Annotated in this window: 18 protein-coding genes; 14 read left to right on the top strand and 4 right to left on the bottom strand. The window is 55.1% G+C overall.

Going from position 1 to position 15,633, the window contains the following annotated elements; translation table 11 throughout:
* Positions 1–172: 172 nt before the first annotated feature.
* Together EBB_RS26550 and EBB_RS21440 are read right to left on the bottom strand one after the other, a co-directional pair.
* Positions 173–697 (bottom strand): aminotransferase-like domain-containing protein, encoded by a 525-nt coding sequence (locus EBB_RS26550; protein WP_306790034.1) that lies wholly within the window; start codon positions 695–697, stop codon positions 173–175.
* Positions 616–1,584, bottom strand: a complete 969-nt coding sequence (locus EBB_RS21440; RefSeq protein ID WP_306790033.1) for an aminotransferase-like domain-containing protein — start codon at positions 1,582–1,584, stop codon at positions 616–618. Before EBB_RS21440 ends, EBB_RS26550 begins: the two co-directional genes overlap by 82 nt.
* Before the next feature lie 148 nt (positions 1,585–1,732).
* Between EBB_RS21440 and EBB_RS21435 the strand changes: the two genes are divergently transcribed.
* The 7 genes from EBB_RS21435 (at position 1,733) to EBB_RS21405 (ending at position 7,163) form a co-directional block, all read left to right on the top strand.
* Complete coding sequence (locus tag EBB_RS21435) at positions 1,733–2,671, top strand: DMT family transporter (protein WP_223146902.1); 939 nt, start codon at positions 1,733–1,735, stop codon at positions 2,669–2,671.
* 15 nt (positions 2,672–2,686) lie between these two features.
* Entirely contained in the window at positions 2,687–3,565 is an 879-nt protein-coding gene (ilvE, locus tag EBB_RS21430; protein ID WP_192395735.1) for a branched-chain-amino-acid transaminase, read from the top strand.
* Positions 3,562–4,062: a DinB family protein gene (locus EBB_RS21425; protein WP_192395734.1), complete on the top strand. Its 501-nt coding sequence runs from the start codon at positions 3,562–3,564 to the stop codon at positions 4,060–4,062. Before ilvE ends, EBB_RS21425 begins: the two co-directional genes overlap by 4 nt.
* 35 nt (positions 4,063–4,097) lie before the next feature.
* Positions 4,098–4,589: a cupin domain-containing protein gene (locus tag EBB_RS21420; RefSeq protein WP_192395733.1), complete on the top strand. Its 492-nt coding sequence runs from the start codon at positions 4,098–4,100 to the stop codon at positions 4,587–4,589.
* A 333-nt stretch (positions 4,590–4,922) separates the two neighbouring features.
* Positions 4,923–5,381 carry a ParB N-terminal domain-containing protein gene (locus EBB_RS21415; RefSeq protein ID WP_192395732.1) on the top strand — a complete coding sequence of 153 codons (459 nt, stop codon included), beginning with the start codon at positions 4,923–4,925 and terminating at the stop codon, positions 5,379–5,381.
* Between the two features lie 144 nt (positions 5,382–5,525).
* On the top strand, positions 5,526–6,086 hold the full coding sequence (locus tag EBB_RS21410; RefSeq protein WP_192395731.1) for a hypothetical protein: 561 nt from the start codon (positions 5,526–5,528) through the stop codon (positions 6,084–6,086).
* A gap of 117 nt (positions 6,087–6,203) precedes the next feature.
* Positions 6,204–7,163, top strand: coding sequence for a hypothetical protein (locus tag EBB_RS21405; RefSeq protein ID WP_192395730.1), 960 nt, complete (start codon positions 6,204–6,206; stop codon positions 7,161–7,163).
* Positions 7,164–7,702: 539 nt separating this feature from the next.
* Here the strand turns inward: EBB_RS21405 and EBB_RS26165 are convergent.
* On the bottom strand, positions 7,703–8,149 hold the full coding sequence (locus EBB_RS26165; RefSeq protein ID WP_225587669.1) for a class I SAM-dependent methyltransferase: 447 nt from the start codon (positions 8,147–8,149) through the stop codon (positions 7,703–7,705).
* Positions 8,150–8,163: 14 nt separating this feature from the next.
* Positions 8,164–9,939, bottom strand: coding sequence for a 2-isopropylmalate synthase (leuA, locus tag EBB_RS21395; protein ID WP_442785865.1), 1,776 nt, complete (start codon positions 9,937–9,939; stop codon positions 8,164–8,166).
* Positions 9,940–10,057: 118 nt separating this feature from the next.
* On the opposite strand from leuA, the gene EBB_RS21390 reads away from it, so the two are divergent.
* The 7 genes from EBB_RS21390 (at position 10,058) to EBB_RS26160 (ending at position 15,603) form a co-directional block, all read left to right on the top strand.
* Positions 10,058–10,525, top strand: coding sequence for an Lrp/AsnC family transcriptional regulator (locus tag EBB_RS21390; RefSeq protein WP_192395729.1), 468 nt, complete (start codon positions 10,058–10,060; stop codon positions 10,523–10,525).
* A 196-nt stretch (positions 10,526–10,721) separates the two neighbouring features.
* Positions 10,722–12,497 (top strand): serine hydrolase domain-containing protein, encoded by a 1,776-nt coding sequence (locus tag EBB_RS21385; protein WP_192395728.1) that lies wholly within the window; start codon positions 10,722–10,724, stop codon positions 12,495–12,497.
* A gap of 43 nt (positions 12,498–12,540) precedes the next feature.
* Entirely contained in the window at positions 12,541–12,960 is a 420-nt protein-coding gene (locus tag EBB_RS21380) for a TfoX/Sxy family protein (protein ID WP_225587667.1), read from the top strand.
* 37 nt (positions 12,961–12,997) lie between these two features.
* Positions 12,998–13,480, top strand: a complete 483-nt coding sequence (locus tag EBB_RS21375; protein ID WP_223146901.1) for a DUF1697 domain-containing protein — start codon at positions 12,998–13,000, stop codon at positions 13,478–13,480.
* Positions 13,481–13,874: 394 nt separating this feature from the next.
* A complete protein-coding gene (locus tag EBB_RS21370) occupies positions 13,875–14,450 on the top strand; it encodes a DJ-1/PfpI family protein (protein ID WP_223146900.1) in 576 nt (191 codons plus the stop codon).
* A gap of 209 nt (positions 14,451–14,659) precedes the next feature.
* Positions 14,660–15,295 (top strand): AraC family transcriptional regulator, encoded by a 636-nt coding sequence (locus EBB_RS21365; RefSeq protein ID WP_223146899.1) that lies wholly within the window; start codon positions 14,660–14,662, stop codon positions 15,293–15,295.
* Complete coding sequence (locus tag EBB_RS26160) at positions 15,235–15,603, top strand: helix-turn-helix domain-containing protein (protein WP_223146898.1); 369 nt, start codon at positions 15,235–15,237, stop codon at positions 15,601–15,603. The genes EBB_RS21365 and EBB_RS26160 overlap by 61 nt, the downstream gene beginning before the upstream one ends.
* The last annotated feature ends 30 nt before the right edge of the window (positions 15,604–15,633 follow it).

The raw sequence follows: 15,633 nt of genomic DNA, 5'->3' as shown, positions 1-15,633 counted from the left end.
ATATCTGGCAATTTTTGTTTCTATCCGCCGAACCACGCATGGCGTTATTGCTGCGGGTGGTTCGCCCCAATTGTACGTAATCGACAATGGCGATGGCGAAAAGCAGAGGTTGCTATTCGGCAATATGCGTTGGAACATATTTGAATTGGAGCAGAAGGCCGTAAAATTTTGGTCATTGCCCACCAACCATCTGTCCCAATTTAACCAAGGCCTGATTGACCCGCTCGTCCCAATCCACCGCGCAATTCAGGCGGATGAAGCTGCGGTATTTTTGCGTCGCCGAGAACATCGGGCCGGGCGCGATGCTGATGCCTTGCTGCAAGGCGCGCCGGCTGAGTGCTGTCGCATCGACGGTTTGCGGCAACTCCACCCAGATCACGAAGCCGCCCTCCGGCTGGGTGACGCGGGTGCCCGGCGGAAAATAAGCGCCGATGGCCGCCGTCATTCTGTCCACGGCTTGCCGGTATTGGTTGCGCGCCTGGCGCAGATGGCGTTCGTAGCCGCCTTTGGCCAGCATTTCCGCGACCGTCAATTGCGCCAGGGTCGGCGTCGCCAGATTGCCGACGTATTTCAGATATTCGCTTTGTTCCAGGTACGGCCCGGCCACCAGCCAACCTACCCGTAAACCGGGGCACAGCGATTTAGAAAACGACGAGCAATACAATACCCGTCCTTCGCTATCCCAGCTTTTCGCCATCGCGGCCGTTGCGGGCCGAAGCCCAGGTCGCCGTAAATATCGTCTTCGATCAGTACGATCCGGTTGCGGTTGGTCAATTCCACCAAGGCGCGTTTGCGCGCGTCGCTCATGCAATAACCCAAGGGATTGCTGTAGTTGGGCACTGCGATACAAGCCTTGATCGGCCATTGCTCGCAGGCCAGTTGCAAGGCGTCCAGCGCGATGCCGTCGCGCGGATGGGTCGGTATTTCGATCGCGCGTAGCGACAACGATTCGATGACTTGCAACAGTCCGTAAAAGGTCGGCGATTCGACGGCGACGATGTCGCCCGGCTTGGTAACCGCCCGCAAGGCCAGCGTCATCGCTTCCTGACAGCCGTTGGTGATCAGGATGTCGTTGGGATCGACCGGGCAGCCGAGTTCCGACATGCGCCGGGCGATTTGCCGGCGCAATTCCGGCGCACCCGGTGGAAACTCGTAATTGGCAATGCGCTGGCTGTAACGGCGGGCGACGTTGGCCGACAGCTGGGCCATTTTTTGCGTCGGCAAAAACGCCGCCGCCGGCACCGCCGCGCCCAATTGCACGATCTTTGGATCGTTGGCGGCCTTGACCAGACGCAACACCATTTCCTGACCCGTCACCAACGTCGGTTCGCGCGGCGGCGCCGACATCGCCGGTTCCTGCAACGAACTGCGCGGGCGCGGTTTGACGTAATAACCCGAGCGTTGCCTGGCTTCGAGATGGCCCTGGTCTTCCAGCAAGCGCAAGGCGCTGACCGCCGTCGCGGTGCTGACCTGATGCTGCTGACTGAGCTGACGGACGCTGGGCAGGCGTTCACCAGGTCGGTACAGATTCTGCGCGATGGCGTTGAGTAAATGTTCGGCGAGATTTTCGTAACGAAGATTCATGGCGGCGTGCAATACAGTTTTGGCGGTTGGTGACCGATACAATTCAATTTTGCTCGAAATTGTATCGATATAATTTACAGAGTTTGCATCTGTATCGATTGCCCGATCATAGCCTAAAGTAGCGCCTCCAATCAAACAGGGTAAAATTATGAAACTCCGCTTGTTGCGCCGCGCCGCGTTCACCGCTGGCGACCGAAACCCCAGTATGACTTCCCAAGCCTCCGAACTGACGCGCGGTTATTGGTTCGGTTGCGCCGGCATTCTCGGCTTCAGCCTGACCTTGCCGGCGACCCGGCTGGCAGTGGCAGAACTCGATCCGGTATTCGTCGGTTTGGGCCGAGCGGTTGCTGCATCGTTGTTGGCGGCGTTGGCGTTGTGGTGGCGAGGCGGCCGCTTGCCCAAGGGCAGCCAATGGCTGAGGCTGGCCGCGACCGCCGGCGGCGTGGTGATCGGCTTTCCGCTGTTGTCGGCATTGGCCTTGCGACAAGTGTCGGCGGTGCATGGTGCCGTGGTGGTTGGCTTGACGCCGTTGTTGACCGCCGGTTTCGGTGTGCTGCTGTCGGGCGAACGGCCGGCATGGCGATTCTGGCTGGCAACGGCATTGGGCAGCACGGCCATTTTGGTCTTCGTCTATCTGTCCGGTGCGGCGGGACTGCAACAAGCGGATCTGTATTTGCTGGCGGCGATTGCCTGCGCGGCCTACGGATATGCCGAAGGCGCCCGGCTGGCCAAACAGCTGGGCGCTTGGCAAACCATCAGTTGGGCTTTGTTGATCACCGCACCGCTGTTGTTGCCGTGGGTGGTGGAAGCCGCGCCGCCGCGCTTCGAGCAGGTCACCTGTCGTAGCTTGTTAGGCTTTGCCTACGTCAGCGTGGTCAGCATGTATCTGGCCTTTTTTGCCTGGTACCGCGGTCTGGCGCTGGGCGGCACCGCGAGGATCGGCCAACTGCAATTGTTGCAGCCGTTTCTGAGCATGGCGGCCGGTTCAGTGTTGATCGGCGAAAGCGTCGAGATTGAACAACTGGCAACAGCCTCTGTAGTCGTCGCTTGCGTCTTGGCAGGCAGAAAATCCCCAAACCAACGCTAACATCAGGAGAATTTGATGAATACCCATTCGATAACCTGGCTGAACGGCCAACTGTTGCCTACCTCTCAAGCGACTGTTCCCGTCAACGACCACGGTTTGCTATACGGCGACGGCGTGTTCGAAGGCATACGCATTTACAGGCGTCGCGCCTTCCGGCTGCAGAAGCATTTGCAACGCCTGGCTTTGTCGGCGCGGGCGATTGCACTGGAAATACCGCTCTCTAGCGACGAATTGACGGCCGTCATCGAACAGCTGATCGATGCGTTTCCAGACGACGATGGCTATATTCGCCTGATGGTCACGCGCGGCGAGGGACCCCTCGGCTTGAATCCCAAAAGCTGTACTCAAGCAAATATCATTGCCATCGCCGACCAATTGACGATGATTGCCATTGATGAGCTGCAGGCCGGGGCGCGATTGATGGTATCGTCGGTGCGCCGCCTGTCGGCCGACGGCCTCGATCCGCGCATCAAAAGTCTGAATTATTTGAACCACATTCTGGCCAAAATCGAAGCCAACCATGCCGGCGCCGACGAGGCTATACTGCTCAACGCCCAAGGCCGGGTGGCCGAAGGCACCGCCGACAATATCTTCATCGTCCGCAATGGTCGCTTGCTGACGCCGCCGTGCAGCGAAGGCGCACTGGAAGGCATCACTCGGGAGTTGGTGTTACAGTTGGGGCAAGCCGACGGCATCGAAACCAGCGAACAGCCGTTAGGCGTCTACGATTTGTACGCCGCCGACGAATGTTTCCTGACCGGCACCGGCGCGGAATTGATAGCGGTAGCCAGTATCGACTGTCGATCGTTGCCTAGTTGCCCAGGACCGGTATTCCAACGCTTGCAACAGGCCTTTCGGCGGACCATAGACCAAGAGTGTGGAGGCATCGCATGAATTTGTTGGAAAATTTGCAACTGCAAGAGCGTTACAGCGAGTGGGTCAACCAGCGTTTGTACGACGTCTGCTTGACTTTGACGGATGACGAGCGCAAACAAGATAGGGGCGTATTTTTTCATTCCATCCATGGCACCTGGAATCATTTGCTGCTGGGCGATCGCGTCTGGCTAGCCCGCTTGCAGGGCCAGCTGGTGCCGTATCAACGCCTGGACTTGGAACTGTACGCCGATTTCACAGAACTGCGGGCGGCGCAAGCCGATTGCGACCAGGCCTTGTTGGAATGGATTGAAGGCTTGCAAGCCGACGACTTGCAACGGCGCATCGCCTTCCGCAGCCTGTCCACCGGTCAGTTCAAGGAACTGAGCGTCGCAATCATGTTGACCACCTTGCTGAACCACAAAACCCATCATCGCGGCCAAATCACCGCGTTGCTGAGCCAATGCGGTTGCGACTACGGCGCCATCGACTTCATCTGCGCGCCGTTTGTCGGCTAATCTTGTCGATTTTTATCCTTTTCGGATTGTTCCCCATGACAGAATCAGCTTTCCCAATTGCCGCGCTAGCCGATCAAGTGCCACCACGGGCAAGAAAATCCTTATATCCGCAAGCCATTTTGGACCTGCATGGCGTCCGGCTGGCAGGCCGAGAAAAGCGGGCGCTAGGGGATTTGTTCGGCCTGCAAAACTTCGGCGTCAATCTGACCAAATTGGAACCAGGCGCGATTTCCGCGTTGCGCCATGCTCATGCCAAGCAGGACGAGTTCATCTACATCTTGCAAGGCTGTCCGACCCTTTACACCGACGCCGGCCCCACGCCGTTGTCGCCCGGCATTTGCGCCGGCTTCAAAGCCGGCAGCGGCGATGCCCATAGGCTGGTCAACGAATCTGCTGACGACGTGCTATATCTGGAAATCGGCGACCGTAGCGCGGGCGACCAAGCCGTTTACCCGGACGACGACTTGCAGGCGGCGTTCGTCGACAATAGTTTCCACTTCACACACAAGGACAGTACGCCGTATTGAGGGCTTTGAGATTTTTCGCCCGCCAAGATGGGCGATTCCTGTTACTGCTGCTAGCCCACGGCTGGCGCGCGGTTAGGCCTAACAGGAAAAACGGTTAAGGAAAAGGCAAATAAGCTGTCCTTTAAAATGTGCGATTAGCTTGCGTAATCGCACATTTCGAAGCCAACATTCCTCCGATTACGCTACCGCTAATCGGAGCTACGCGGGCTACCAAGTTGCGGTTCTTCAGTTTGTGCCTGCCAAATTGGAAAAATTCCGAGATAGTTAGCGGAAACGCTTGAGCGATTTACAGTTTCGTGTAATCTTTCGAAAAAACAAAGAAAGTAGTATCCAATGACAACCAAAACAACCACGAATAAAAGTTCAAAAGCCCCTAGTAAGACTCAGAAAACTGATGCGGCACGAAAGACCTTGAGCAATACGGTCAATAGCCCAGATGAGGAGACTGTTCGTAGTAAGGGGCCTGCTCTGGATTTGCCTGAAGGTGATTCTTTAGAGATTGAGCCTTCGCGGTTGCTTCTAGATCCCATGAACCTTCGCTTACTTGAGCGGGTAGGGGAAACCTTCGGCAACTTAGAGGTTGAATTGTTTGGGCAGCCGTCGATCCAAGATAAACTCTTTAACGTCATCAATAGCGATCCGCGATTTGATATAAGTTCTCTAGCAGCATCGATTGTGCACAATGGGTTCTTAAGACATGAGCGCTTGATCGTTGCGAGATATGACGGAAACAAATTTCTGGTCCTCGAAGGAAACCGACGTGTATCTGCAGTGCGTAAGCTGATTGAATAAAATGGACCAACACTTCTTGGGCTGCGCCCGTCAGTACGAGAGTCACTGCAAACCCTTCCCTGCTATGTTTTACAAGGTCCGGTAATCAGCACATCGCCAAAGCGATTAGAGGTTTATCGTCGTGCCTCAGAGATATTCATTGGCATGCGCCATCTGATGGGGGCTAAAAACTGGGAACCAGCAAGCAGATATGAATTTCAGGCGAGGCTCATCTTTGATGAGGGATGGAGCGTAACCGAAGTCGCAGAGCGTTTCGGTCGAAAAAAAGCAGAAGTGCTTCGGGATTTGAAAGCACATGTGCTTTATCAGGATTTTGTGCAGTACGAACGCAAGAATGGCATTGAACATTCGCTTACCTATAACGCATTCTCCGAGGCCGCTCGGGCACCTGTTATATCTCGATGGCTTAATTGGTCCGACCAAGAAAAACGGTACTTAAATCGTGAACATGTACAGGCTTTTTTCCACTATCTAATTACCCGGCTTGGCCCACCGTCATCCTCTGACGAGGATGTTGATGATGAGTTTATCCCAGAGCGGTCTGCTGAGACAGCTGTCCGCAGGCTTCGCGATATGCTAAAGCTGGATGATGTGACCATTGAAGAGTCGCTGATTGATCGCGATTTCAAATCCGCAGAAATCCTTTTCGAAGAACGAAAAGAGGGGCTTTGCCCAAGAAAATCGCCAGCTTTACGAGGAGTCTAAAGCGAACGACAGCAGATGAATTAACTAATTCGCCAGAGACCAAACAGAAGCTAGAGGAACTGCAAAAGCAGATCCATACCATGCTGACTGTGATAGGCGCGTTGTCAAGTAATTAATATGGCTTTAAGTAGCACTGATATTCAGCGCGTAATCGATGTCGCCTATAAATTGGACATTTACACGCCACAAAGACCGATTGAAGACTTTTTTGGTGACGTCTTAGGTTTGAATGCTATACAACGAGCAAGTGAATTTCCCGACCCAGACCCAACCGGCATTGGAGCGATATCTATCGGCCGTCTTACCCTTGCGCGTGACGAATTGTTAAGGGATAAAGGCCAAGTACCTGCCTTTGTGATCTATCGAGATAAGACGGCAAATCGGACATTTATTTCTGGAATTGCAGCATACTTAAGTCTAAAGGGATTGCCGGCCGATAGCCCTCCAGACTTTCTGAAACGCATTGAAAAACATCAATCGATCCGTAAGGAACTGTTACAAATCGACAAGGGTCACAAGTTAGAACTAGTTGCTGCCGCTATTTTGTCCAGAGTTTGTCACTACGGCGAAGCAACGAAGGGATCAGGTGATCAAGGTATTGATGCCATTGGATGGAACCAGTTGATTCGTATTGAGGATGCTTTCTTAGATGGACTTGCCACCGATAATGTTATTCGTGCTGGTCATCGTGTGATGGTGGTTGCATCATCAAAAGCGGCCATTGGCTCAAATCCAGGTGACTTGAAAGTAATTAATCCGGCACATATCCGTGAGTTAGTGGGTAGTTGGCTAATCCAGAGAAGCGAAAGTAGTGTTTGGAAAAATCTTGGTGTCCAGCTGCTAACTCCATTGCAGTTGGTTCTAGTGACAACGTACCGCTTAAGTGAAGAATCAAAAGCTGAATGTCAGCGACTTGGCGTGCAAGTCTGGAGCATTCCCGAACTTGTCTACCTGATATGTCGCTATGCGCCTCCAGAAGTATTCCCAATAGGAAGGAGGCCAATGTTTTCACCAAGCAAATTTGCCGATTGGTGGGGAGAAAAACAATTGACTAGGTTGAAGCCCAAATTCGCATGACGTTTTAATGTTACGGAAAAGGCCCTAGCCCGTAGGATGCGGTAAACAGCGTGCACCGCATCGTTCGCGATTGGTGCGGTTCGTAAACTCACCACACCCTACCATTTCCCATCGGCAGGTTCGTTTCGTTTGGCGGGTCTTGGCCGAACTAACACAATCAGCTAAGCATTTGACGCATAAGGACCGTGCGAATATCGAACCATATTCATACGGAAAAAGGCATCCCATTCCCCCGAATTCGCTTCGCTATTCGGGGCTACTCGGATTAACGTTTTGCCGATTTCTCCGCTTCAACCTCAAGCAAGACCATCGCCACATGGGCTTGGCCGTCAGCGCACAAGGGCACTTGATCCAGATATCTGGAACATACCGCTTCGATAAAGGCTTCCCGGTATGCCTCGGGAACACGGTGCGTGTAAGGCAGCCAGGTGGTTCGAATTCAGCTCGCCAAACCGGCACGGCCATCGTGGGTCATGTCCTTGGCGACGAGCTCTAGCCGTTCGACGGTAAATCCGGCGGCTTTCAGCATCACCCGGTATTCATCGACTCCCGAAAAGGTGTTCGGAAACTCGAAGCCGCCGAAATACCGCGACCATGGCGCCGTGCCTTTGACTCGGTCCATCGCCGCCCACTGGTTGGTGTTGCTTGACCCAGTGCGGTACCGCGTTGGAGAACACCACGTCAAATTGTTCGGCAAAGCTTAAATTCCCCGCATCCATGACTTGGAAAGCCAGGTTGGGATGTTGCGTTTGCGGGTATCGGCGCTGGGCCAGGGCGATCATCGCTTCCGAGTTGTCGATGCCGACCACCGTGCCTTGATCGACGATTGCGGCGATTTCCGCCGTTACTTTGCCGTCGCCGCAACCCAAATCCAGCACGGTTTCGCGGCCGGTCAAGCGCATGCCCGCGATCAGTTCTTTAGCCCATTGCTGTTGGGCTTGCGAGTTTTGGGCATAATCCTGGGCATTCCGGCGGTAAGTATTCAATGTTGTCTCCTGCGTTAAACGGTTGCCTCGGACGCCGCCGTGCTATCGGCGCTCAAACCTGCATGTTCAATTTTGCGAAATTGCATAATGCCCAAATCGCCGCCCAAGCGATTGCAACCGCTGATCAGCGCCTTAATTGATGCTGTAACGATGTTGGCGTCCAAGCCGACGCCATAGGTCGTGGTTCCGTTCGCTGCCGCCAGTTCGACGAAGGCGCAGGCCTGGGCATCGCCGCCGCTGCCGACCGAGCGTTCTTCGTAACTGCGTACCGACACTGCGCCGCCGAGGCAGTGCAAAGCCTGGACGGCGGCGTCTATCGGTCCGTTACCTACGCCGGTTAATGTGCGCGGTTCGCCGTCCCATTCGATGTTCAGTTGTATGCCTTGGCCTTGCGCGTGCTCGAACAATTGATGGCCCCGGTAACGCAAAGGCTTTGCCAAATCCAGATAGGTCTGGGCAAACAATTGCCACAACGCTTCCGCGCCGATTTCGCCGCCGTGGCGGTCGGTGTGCTGTTGGACCACTCGCGAAAATTCGATCTGCAAACGGCGCGGCAGCACCACGCCGTAATGGCTTTCCAATAAATGGGCGATGCCGCCCTTGCCGGACTGGCTGTTGATGCGGATCACCGCGTCGTAACCGCGACCGACGTCGGCCGGATCGAACGGTAGATACGGCACGTTCCAGACACTATCGGGTTGCCGGACGGCAAAGCCTTTCTTGATGGCGTCCTGGTGCGAGCCGGAAAACGCGGTGAACACCAACTCGCCGGCATAGGGTTGGCGCGGCGGTACGCTCATGCCGGTGCAAGCCTCGAATTCGCCCACCACCTTGTCGATGTCGGAAAAATCCAAGCCCGGCGCCACGCCCTGGGTATAAAGATTCAAGGCCAGCGTCACCAAATCCACGTTGCCGGTGCGTTCGCCGTTGCCGAACAAGCAACCCTCGACGCGCTCGGCGCCGGCCATCAACGCCAGTTCGGCAGCGGCCACCGCCGTGCCACGGTCGTTGTGCGGATGCACGCTGAGGATGACGCTGTCGCGGCGGGCGATATGCCGGTGCATCCATTCGATCTGGTCGGCGTAGACGTTCGGCGTCGCCGTTTCCACCGACGACGGCAAGTTGAGGATGATCTTGTTGTCCGGCGTCGCGCCCCAGGCGGCGCTGACCGCATCGCACACCTCGACGGCGAAATCCGGCTCGGTGGCGGTGAAGGCTTCCAGGCTGTATTGCAAGCGCCACTGGGTTTGCGGTTGGTCGGCGGTCAATTGTTTGACCAAGCGCACCGCATCGACAGCCATCGCCAACACCTCGGACCGTCTCATGCCTAACACCTGGTCGCGAAACGCTTGGGAGGTGGCGTTGACGATATGGACGATGGCCGAGCGCGCGCCCTGCAAGGCTTCGACGGTTCTACGGAGCAAGGGTTCGCGAGCGTGGCTGAGCACTTCGATGGTCACGTCGGCGGGGATCAAACCCTCGTTTATCAAGCGGCGCACGAAATCGAAATCGGTTTGCGAGGCCGACGGAAACGCCACTTCGATTTCCTTGAAACCGATGCTGCATAAGGTGCGGAACAGGCGCAGCTTGCGTTCGGCGTTCATCGGCTCGAACAAAGCTTGGTTGCCGTCGCGCAAGTCGGTGCTCATCCAGATCGGCGCTTGGCTGATCGTGCGATTGGGCCATTGGCGGTCGGCAAGCGCTATCGGTGGAAACGGGCGGTATTTGTGGGAAGGGTCGGTCAACATGGCTTTTAACTCCTCAAAACGGTAGCCGATAGGATAGGCCAAACCGTCCGCCAGCCGATTGCGTTTATGCTGTTTAAAAGGTTAAATATTGATAGAATGTTGCTGTAAATATGAATAAATATTTATTTTATTGTTTTATTAAATGATTAGCGGGCATTTTATGGAGCTGGATAAATACGACAGGCAAATCTTGAACATCCTGCAAACCGACGGCCGCATCAGCAATCAGGAACTGGCCGACCGCATCGGCTTGTCGCCGTCGCCGTGTTTGCGGCGGGTGCGGGCCTTGGAGGAGGGCGGCTTGGTCGTCGGCTACCGGGCGCTGCTGGATGCCAAAGCCTTGGGATTGACGTTGATGGCCTTGATCCACATTTCGATGGACCAGCACACGCCGGAACGTTTCAGCACTTTCGAAGCGGCGGTCGCCGGTATTCCTGAAGTCCTGGAATGTCTGCTGATCACCGGCCAAGCCGCCGACTACCAGCTCAAGGTGGTGGTCAAGGACTTGGACGCCTACCAGGAGTTGCTGCTGAAACGCATCACCGGTATTCCCGGTGTGACCGGAGTACACACCAGTTTCGTGTTGCGGCGGGTGGTGGATAAGACGGCGTTTTCGGTCGGGGGATGATCGTCTCGAACACATTACTGGAAGAGTCTGCCCACGCGTAGGCTCAAGGCCGCACTGTTAAAACGTTTGACTACAATTGGCTCGCCTAATACTATCCACCCACCAAAGTTAGCTCTGGTAACAGCCTCAAAGCACCAAACACACGGCTTGTAATCTTGCTGGCCAATTAATCGACGATCACCCCTTCAAGGATCAGATGAAAACCTATTTGACTTGTTTAAGCGCGATATTGCTTTTGCTCAGCGGTTGCGCCGGTTCGCCACCGCTAAAACCGGATACCGCGCAACGCGGCGATTACAGTAACCTCAAGACTCATCTGACTTGGCTGATCGAACGGGAAATGTCCGAACAGGACGTGGAAGGCTTGAGTATCGCCGTGGTGGATGATCAGCAGATCGTCTGGTCGCAAGGTTTCGGCTATGCCGATCAAGCCAAGCAGATTGCCGCGACACCGGAAACGGTTTATCGAGTCGGTTCAATCTCCAAACTTTTCACCGATACGCTGGTGATGCAACTGGCTGAGCAGGGCAAGCTGGATATTGATCGGCCGTTGCAAACTTATCTGCCGAATTTTGCGATCAAAAGCCGCTTCCCAGATGCCGGACCGATAACGCCGCGCAATATCATGACCCATCATTCCGGTTTGCCGGGCGATAGGGGGAATGGCATGTGGACTGCGCATCCTGTAGCGTTCAGTCAGCTTATCGACCCGCTAAAAGACGAATACGTTGCTTATCCGCCCAATCGCATCTGGGCCTATTCGAATCTGGGCATCACCCTATTAGGGACGATGTTGGAACGGCTGACCGGCCAGGATTTCAGCCGTTATGCCGACCGGCAGCTGCTAAAGCCGCTTGGCATGACGCATGCGGTATTTTCGCCGGGCATAGAAGGAGAACTGGCTTCCAAAGCCTATAAAAAGCATGACGAAAAGACCGAAGTGCCGTTGCGCGATATGCCGGCCGGCGGCTTGAACGCCAATGTCTTGGATCTAAGCCGCTTTATCGCCATGGTCTTGGCGGACGGCAAAGCTAATGGCCACCAAATATTGAAGCCGGAAACCCTGCATGAAATGCTGCGCCAGCAAAACCAGGATGTGGCGCTGGATGTGGGCACCAAAACCGGTTTGGGTTGGTTCTTGACCAGCAAGCCCGGTATCGGCGATGTGGCCGCACACGGCGGGGCAACACTTTTTCACCGTAGCCTGCTGACGGTGCTGCCGGAACACAAGCTAGGCGTGGTCGTGCTGGCGAATTCCCCGCCCACCGGCGACTTGATCGACAAAGTCACCGATAAGGCACTAAAACTGGCGGTTGCGATAAAAACCGGCCAGCCGCTGCCGGATGACGCCGAAACGCCTGAAATCGAAACCCGCGGCTTAACCCCGCAACAACAGCAACTGGCAGCCGGACAATATGCAACGGCGCTGGGTTACATCAAGTTAACGGCGGATGGCGATACCCTGGTCACCGAGCTGAACGGTAAAAGCCTGGATTTGGTCGGCAGGGACGACGGCAAATTCGGCATTCGCTATAAGCTGTTGGGTTTGCTACCGCTACAACCCAAGCAGTTGGCCGAAGTGGGTGTGTCGGTGCGCCATGTCGACGGCCATGATCTGGCGTTGGCCCATTGGCAAGGCCAAACCTTTGTGTTGGGCGAGAAAATCCAACCCGTACCGATTCCTGCCGCCATGCGAAGCCGCTTGGGCGAATACGAAATTGTGAATCTTGCCGAAGGCGAGGCGATGGTCCCAGAAAAATGCGCGCTACGCGAGCGGGACGGCTTTTTGATGCTGGAGTATTCCATTCCCGCTTTCGATATGAATAATCTGAGTTTCCCGATGGCACCGGTGTCGGAAAACGCGGCCGTCATTCTTGGGCTGGGGCGTGGCATGCAGGAAACCGTGCGGCTGGAGACGATCGATGGCCAGGATTTCGTGGCCTATTCCGGGTATTTATTGCGGAAGAAATGAGAAAAACCTTTGGAATTTGCGGCCGCCAGTCAAAACGGGTTTTATGAGTGTTCCCAAGCTTGCCATCATCCATCAACAAGGTATTCCGATGAGCGAATTTATCGCCTATTTGCCCGAAGTGTTCGAACTGTTCGGCACCGTCAATATCCGCAAGATGTTTGGTGGTTATGGCGTCTACCACGATGGCTTGATGTTTGCCTTGGTGGCGGACGATACGTTGTATCTCAAGGCGGATGCCGAAAATGCCAAGTTTTTCGAGGAACAGGGGCTTGCACCATTCGCTTATCAGCGGGAAGGCAAGCTGATGAAAATGTCGTATTACCAAGCGCCGGCCGAGTTTATGGAAGACCGCGATCAAGCCGCTATCTGGGCACGGCGCTCTTACGATGCCGCGTGGCGGGCTCAACATAATCAACGTAAGGGCAAGTCGCCGAGAGCCAAAAGATCAATTGAAGAAAGCTAAATGCTGATTCCAACAGGCTGCGGCACTCGGTAAAAAAATGAAGACTTATATAGCATTGTTTAGAGGCATCAACGTCGGCGGGAAGCATATCCTGCCGATGCCGGCATTGGTTGCCATTTTCGAAAGCCTAGGCTTCGGCGACGTCAAAACCTATATCCAAAGCGGCAATGCGGTGTTTCGCAGCCACGCGGAAAACGTTGGATTACTTGCGTCGCGAATCGTGGCGGAAATCAACAAAGGCCACGGTTTCGAGCCGCAGATATTGCTGCTGGAGCTGGCGGAACTGGAACAGGCCGTGCGAGCCAATCCCTTTCCCGACGCGGAAATCCAGCCTAATACCTTGCATCTGAATTTTTTGCTGTCCGCGTCGGCCAACCCCGACTTGGTCGCGCTGGCCGCCATCCAGAAAAACAGCGAACGGTTTAGTCTGATCAATCGGGTGTTCTACCTGCATGCGCCGAAGGGTTCGGCCGCTCGAAACTGGCGGCCCAGGCCGAAAAGCGTCTCGGTGTGGCGATGACGGGCCGCAATTGGCGAACGGTTTGCAAGCTCATCGAACTGGCCAAAAGCACGATACTCCCAGACGCCGAGGATCAATAAGCCAGGTGCAAGACGGCAAATACGGTTGACCCGAGCATTCGTCATATGCTTGCCAACTGGATGCCGCCGCTCGAGCTCGTTTTCATTTCTTAACCCTGGTCCTTTCAGTGCGGAATGTCCTAAATTGCGGTTTTTATGTCATTTAGACATCCGGGTGGATTTGTCATTATGCGCATGGGCGACATCGCCCTGAAATCCCTAACTTTTTGGAGAACATATGATGCAAAACAGCCATTCGCAGCCGCTTCCTTCCTATCAACGCTTCGCGCGAGCGGTGTCTCCCCCGGGGTACTCGGTCGTTTCGGGTTGGTATCGTGATCGGGCCGGGTTTCCTGCCGATGGATATGGTCGGGGTTCAGGCGGTTTTCGGCTTCAGTCCTGGCGCCGAAATCCATTTGCTGTGGAAAACGCTGGATCTGGTGGAAGGCTTCCCGGCTTGGTGGACCAGGCCGACCACCACGTTTTCAGATTGTCCGGAACAGCTGTATGTGCTGGCCGTGCCGATGCTGGCACCGGAAACCAGCAACGATCCTGAGGTCATCGCCTTCGTGGCCAAGCAAGGCCGCCAGGCTAAATACCTGATTGGCGTTTGCAATGGCGTGGTTTTGTTGGGGGCGGCGGGTCTTTTGCAGGGCAAGCGGGTGACAACCAGTCTTAATTCGCTGCCTTTGCTGGAAAAGTTGGGCGCGGCGGAAGTGGTGGCCAGCGGCGGTAGTGTCGTGGTGGATGGTAATCTTTATACCGCAAGACCCGGTATCGGCAGTTTCGAAGCGGCGCTGATGGTGGCGGATGTGACCTTGGGACGCGAATTTGCGGAATTGGCCAACCTGGTTGTCGAATACGATCCGCATCCGCCGCTGGGACCGGGCACGATTGAAAATGCCGGCTAGGCGATCGCCGAAAAATATTCGCGCTTAATCGACGATATGATTCAGGAGTATAGCCGAGGCGCAATCGCCGCTTATACCAAACAGGCTCAAGGCAGCCATTAACCCAAATGGACAGTGCCGTTTCCGTGATTATCCAGGCGGCACGGTTCACTGCATTCCAGCGTGAGCCCTATTATGGAAACAGGTAAGTTCGTAGCGGCTAAACATCAATGACGCGAAAAATTATTTTCTTCGTCTATCCGGAATTCGAATTGCTCGATTTAAGCGGTCCGTGCTCGGCATTTAACCTGGTCAACGAACTTTACGGCGGCCATTACGAATTCAGCGTGGTATCGGCGACGGGTGGCGCAATCCTAGACCGGGCCGGTTTGAGTATAGCGACCGAGAAATTGGGCAAAGTGGGCGACTATGACACTGTCGTGGCGGTTGGCGGCCCGACGGCCCATGTCTATGGTTTGAATGCCTTAACTAAGGCGTTTTTTGCGGAAAGTGCCCTCCGGGGTATGCGCGTCGTTAGTGTTTGTAACGGCGCCTTCCTGCTCGCAGCCGCCGGCTTGCTGGATGGCCGCAGAGCGACCACTCACTGGCGTTATGCGGGATTATTGCAATCGCACTATCCCAAAGTGTTGGTCGATATAGACCGGATTTTCATAAAACAGGGCAATATTTGGACGGCGGCCGGATTGACTGCCGGCATAGATTTGGCGTTGATGCTGATCGAAGACGATTTCGGTTCCTCGGTTGCAAAATGCGTTGCCAAGGACTGGTGGTTTACCACCGCCGTTTGGGCGGTCAATCGCAATTTTCGGCCGTCCTGGACATCACGCCAACTTCCGGTCGGGTAAGAGACGTACTTTACTATGCCCGCGACCATCTCCGCGAATCGTTATCCGTCGAGCGCTTGGCCGAAGTGGCTTGTATCAGTCCGCGCCAATTCAGCCGGACTTTTTTTAACGCCACCGGCATGACGCCGGCCAAAGCCATCGAGCGGCTTAGGCTGGATGTCGCGCGGCCCAGAATCGAAGAAACCCTGGAGCCGCTTGAACAAATTGCCAGGGATGTAGGTTTCGGTTCCGCGGAAAAAATGTGCCGCAGTTGCCTGAATGTGTTCGGGCGCACCTCACAAGAATTACGGCGCGCCGCCCGTAAATAGCGCCGCGGCTAGTCGCCTGGCTTCGGCTAT

The organism is Methylomonas fluvii (assembly GCF_014850975.1).
GTDB lineage: Bacteria > Pseudomonadota > Gammaproteobacteria > Methylococcales > Methylomonadaceae > Methylomonas > Methylomonas fluvii.
This window is presented reverse-complemented; position numbering and strand designations above follow the sequence as displayed.

What these genes read in the sequence shown, in the direction of transcription:
- EBB_RS26550 (WP_306790034.1), bottom strand. Translation starts at nt 697, where the DNA reads ATGGCGAAAAGCTGGGATAGCGAAGGACGGGTATTGTATTGCTCGTCG.
- EBB_RS21440 (WP_306790033.1), bottom strand. Translation starts at nt 1,584, where the DNA reads ATGAATCTTCGTTACGAAAATCTCGCCGAACATTTACTCAACGCCATC.
- EBB_RS21435 (WP_223146902.1), top strand. Translation starts at nt 1,733, where the DNA reads ATGAAACTCCGCTTGTTGCGCCGCGCCGCGTTCACCGCTGGCGACCGA.
- ilvE (WP_192395735.1), top strand. Translation starts at nt 2,687, where the DNA reads ATGAATACCCATTCGATAACCTGGCTGAACGGCCAACTGTTGCCTACC.
- EBB_RS21425 (WP_192395734.1), top strand. Translation starts at nt 3,562, where the DNA reads ATGAATTTGTTGGAAAATTTGCAACTGCAAGAGCGTTACAGCGAGTGG.
- EBB_RS21420 (WP_192395733.1), top strand. Translation starts at nt 4,098, where the DNA reads ATGACAGAATCAGCTTTCCCAATTGCCGCGCTAGCCGATCAAGTGCCA.
- EBB_RS21415 (WP_192395732.1), top strand. Translation starts at nt 4,923, where the DNA reads ATGACAACCAAAACAACCACGAATAAAAGTTCAAAAGCCCCTAGTAAG.
- EBB_RS21410 (WP_192395731.1), top strand. Translation starts at nt 5,526, where the DNA reads ATGCGCCATCTGATGGGGGCTAAAAACTGGGAACCAGCAAGCAGATAT.
- EBB_RS21405 (WP_192395730.1), top strand. Translation starts at nt 6,204, where the DNA reads ATGGCTTTAAGTAGCACTGATATTCAGCGCGTAATCGATGTCGCCTAT.
- EBB_RS21390 (WP_192395729.1), top strand. Translation starts at nt 10,058, where the DNA reads ATGGAGCTGGATAAATACGACAGGCAAATCTTGAACATCCTGCAAACC.
- EBB_RS21385 (WP_192395728.1), top strand. Translation starts at nt 10,722, where the DNA reads ATGAAAACCTATTTGACTTGTTTAAGCGCGATATTGCTTTTGCTCAGC.
- EBB_RS21380 (WP_225587667.1), top strand. Translation starts at nt 12,541, where the DNA reads ATGAGTGTTCCCAAGCTTGCCATCATCCATCAACAAGGTATTCCGATG.
- EBB_RS21375 (WP_223146901.1), top strand. Translation starts at nt 12,998, where the DNA reads ATGAAGACTTATATAGCATTGTTTAGAGGCATCAACGTCGGCGGGAAG.
- EBB_RS21365 (WP_223146899.1), top strand. Translation starts at nt 14,660, where the DNA reads ATGACGCGAAAAATTATTTTCTTCGTCTATCCGGAATTCGAATTGCTC.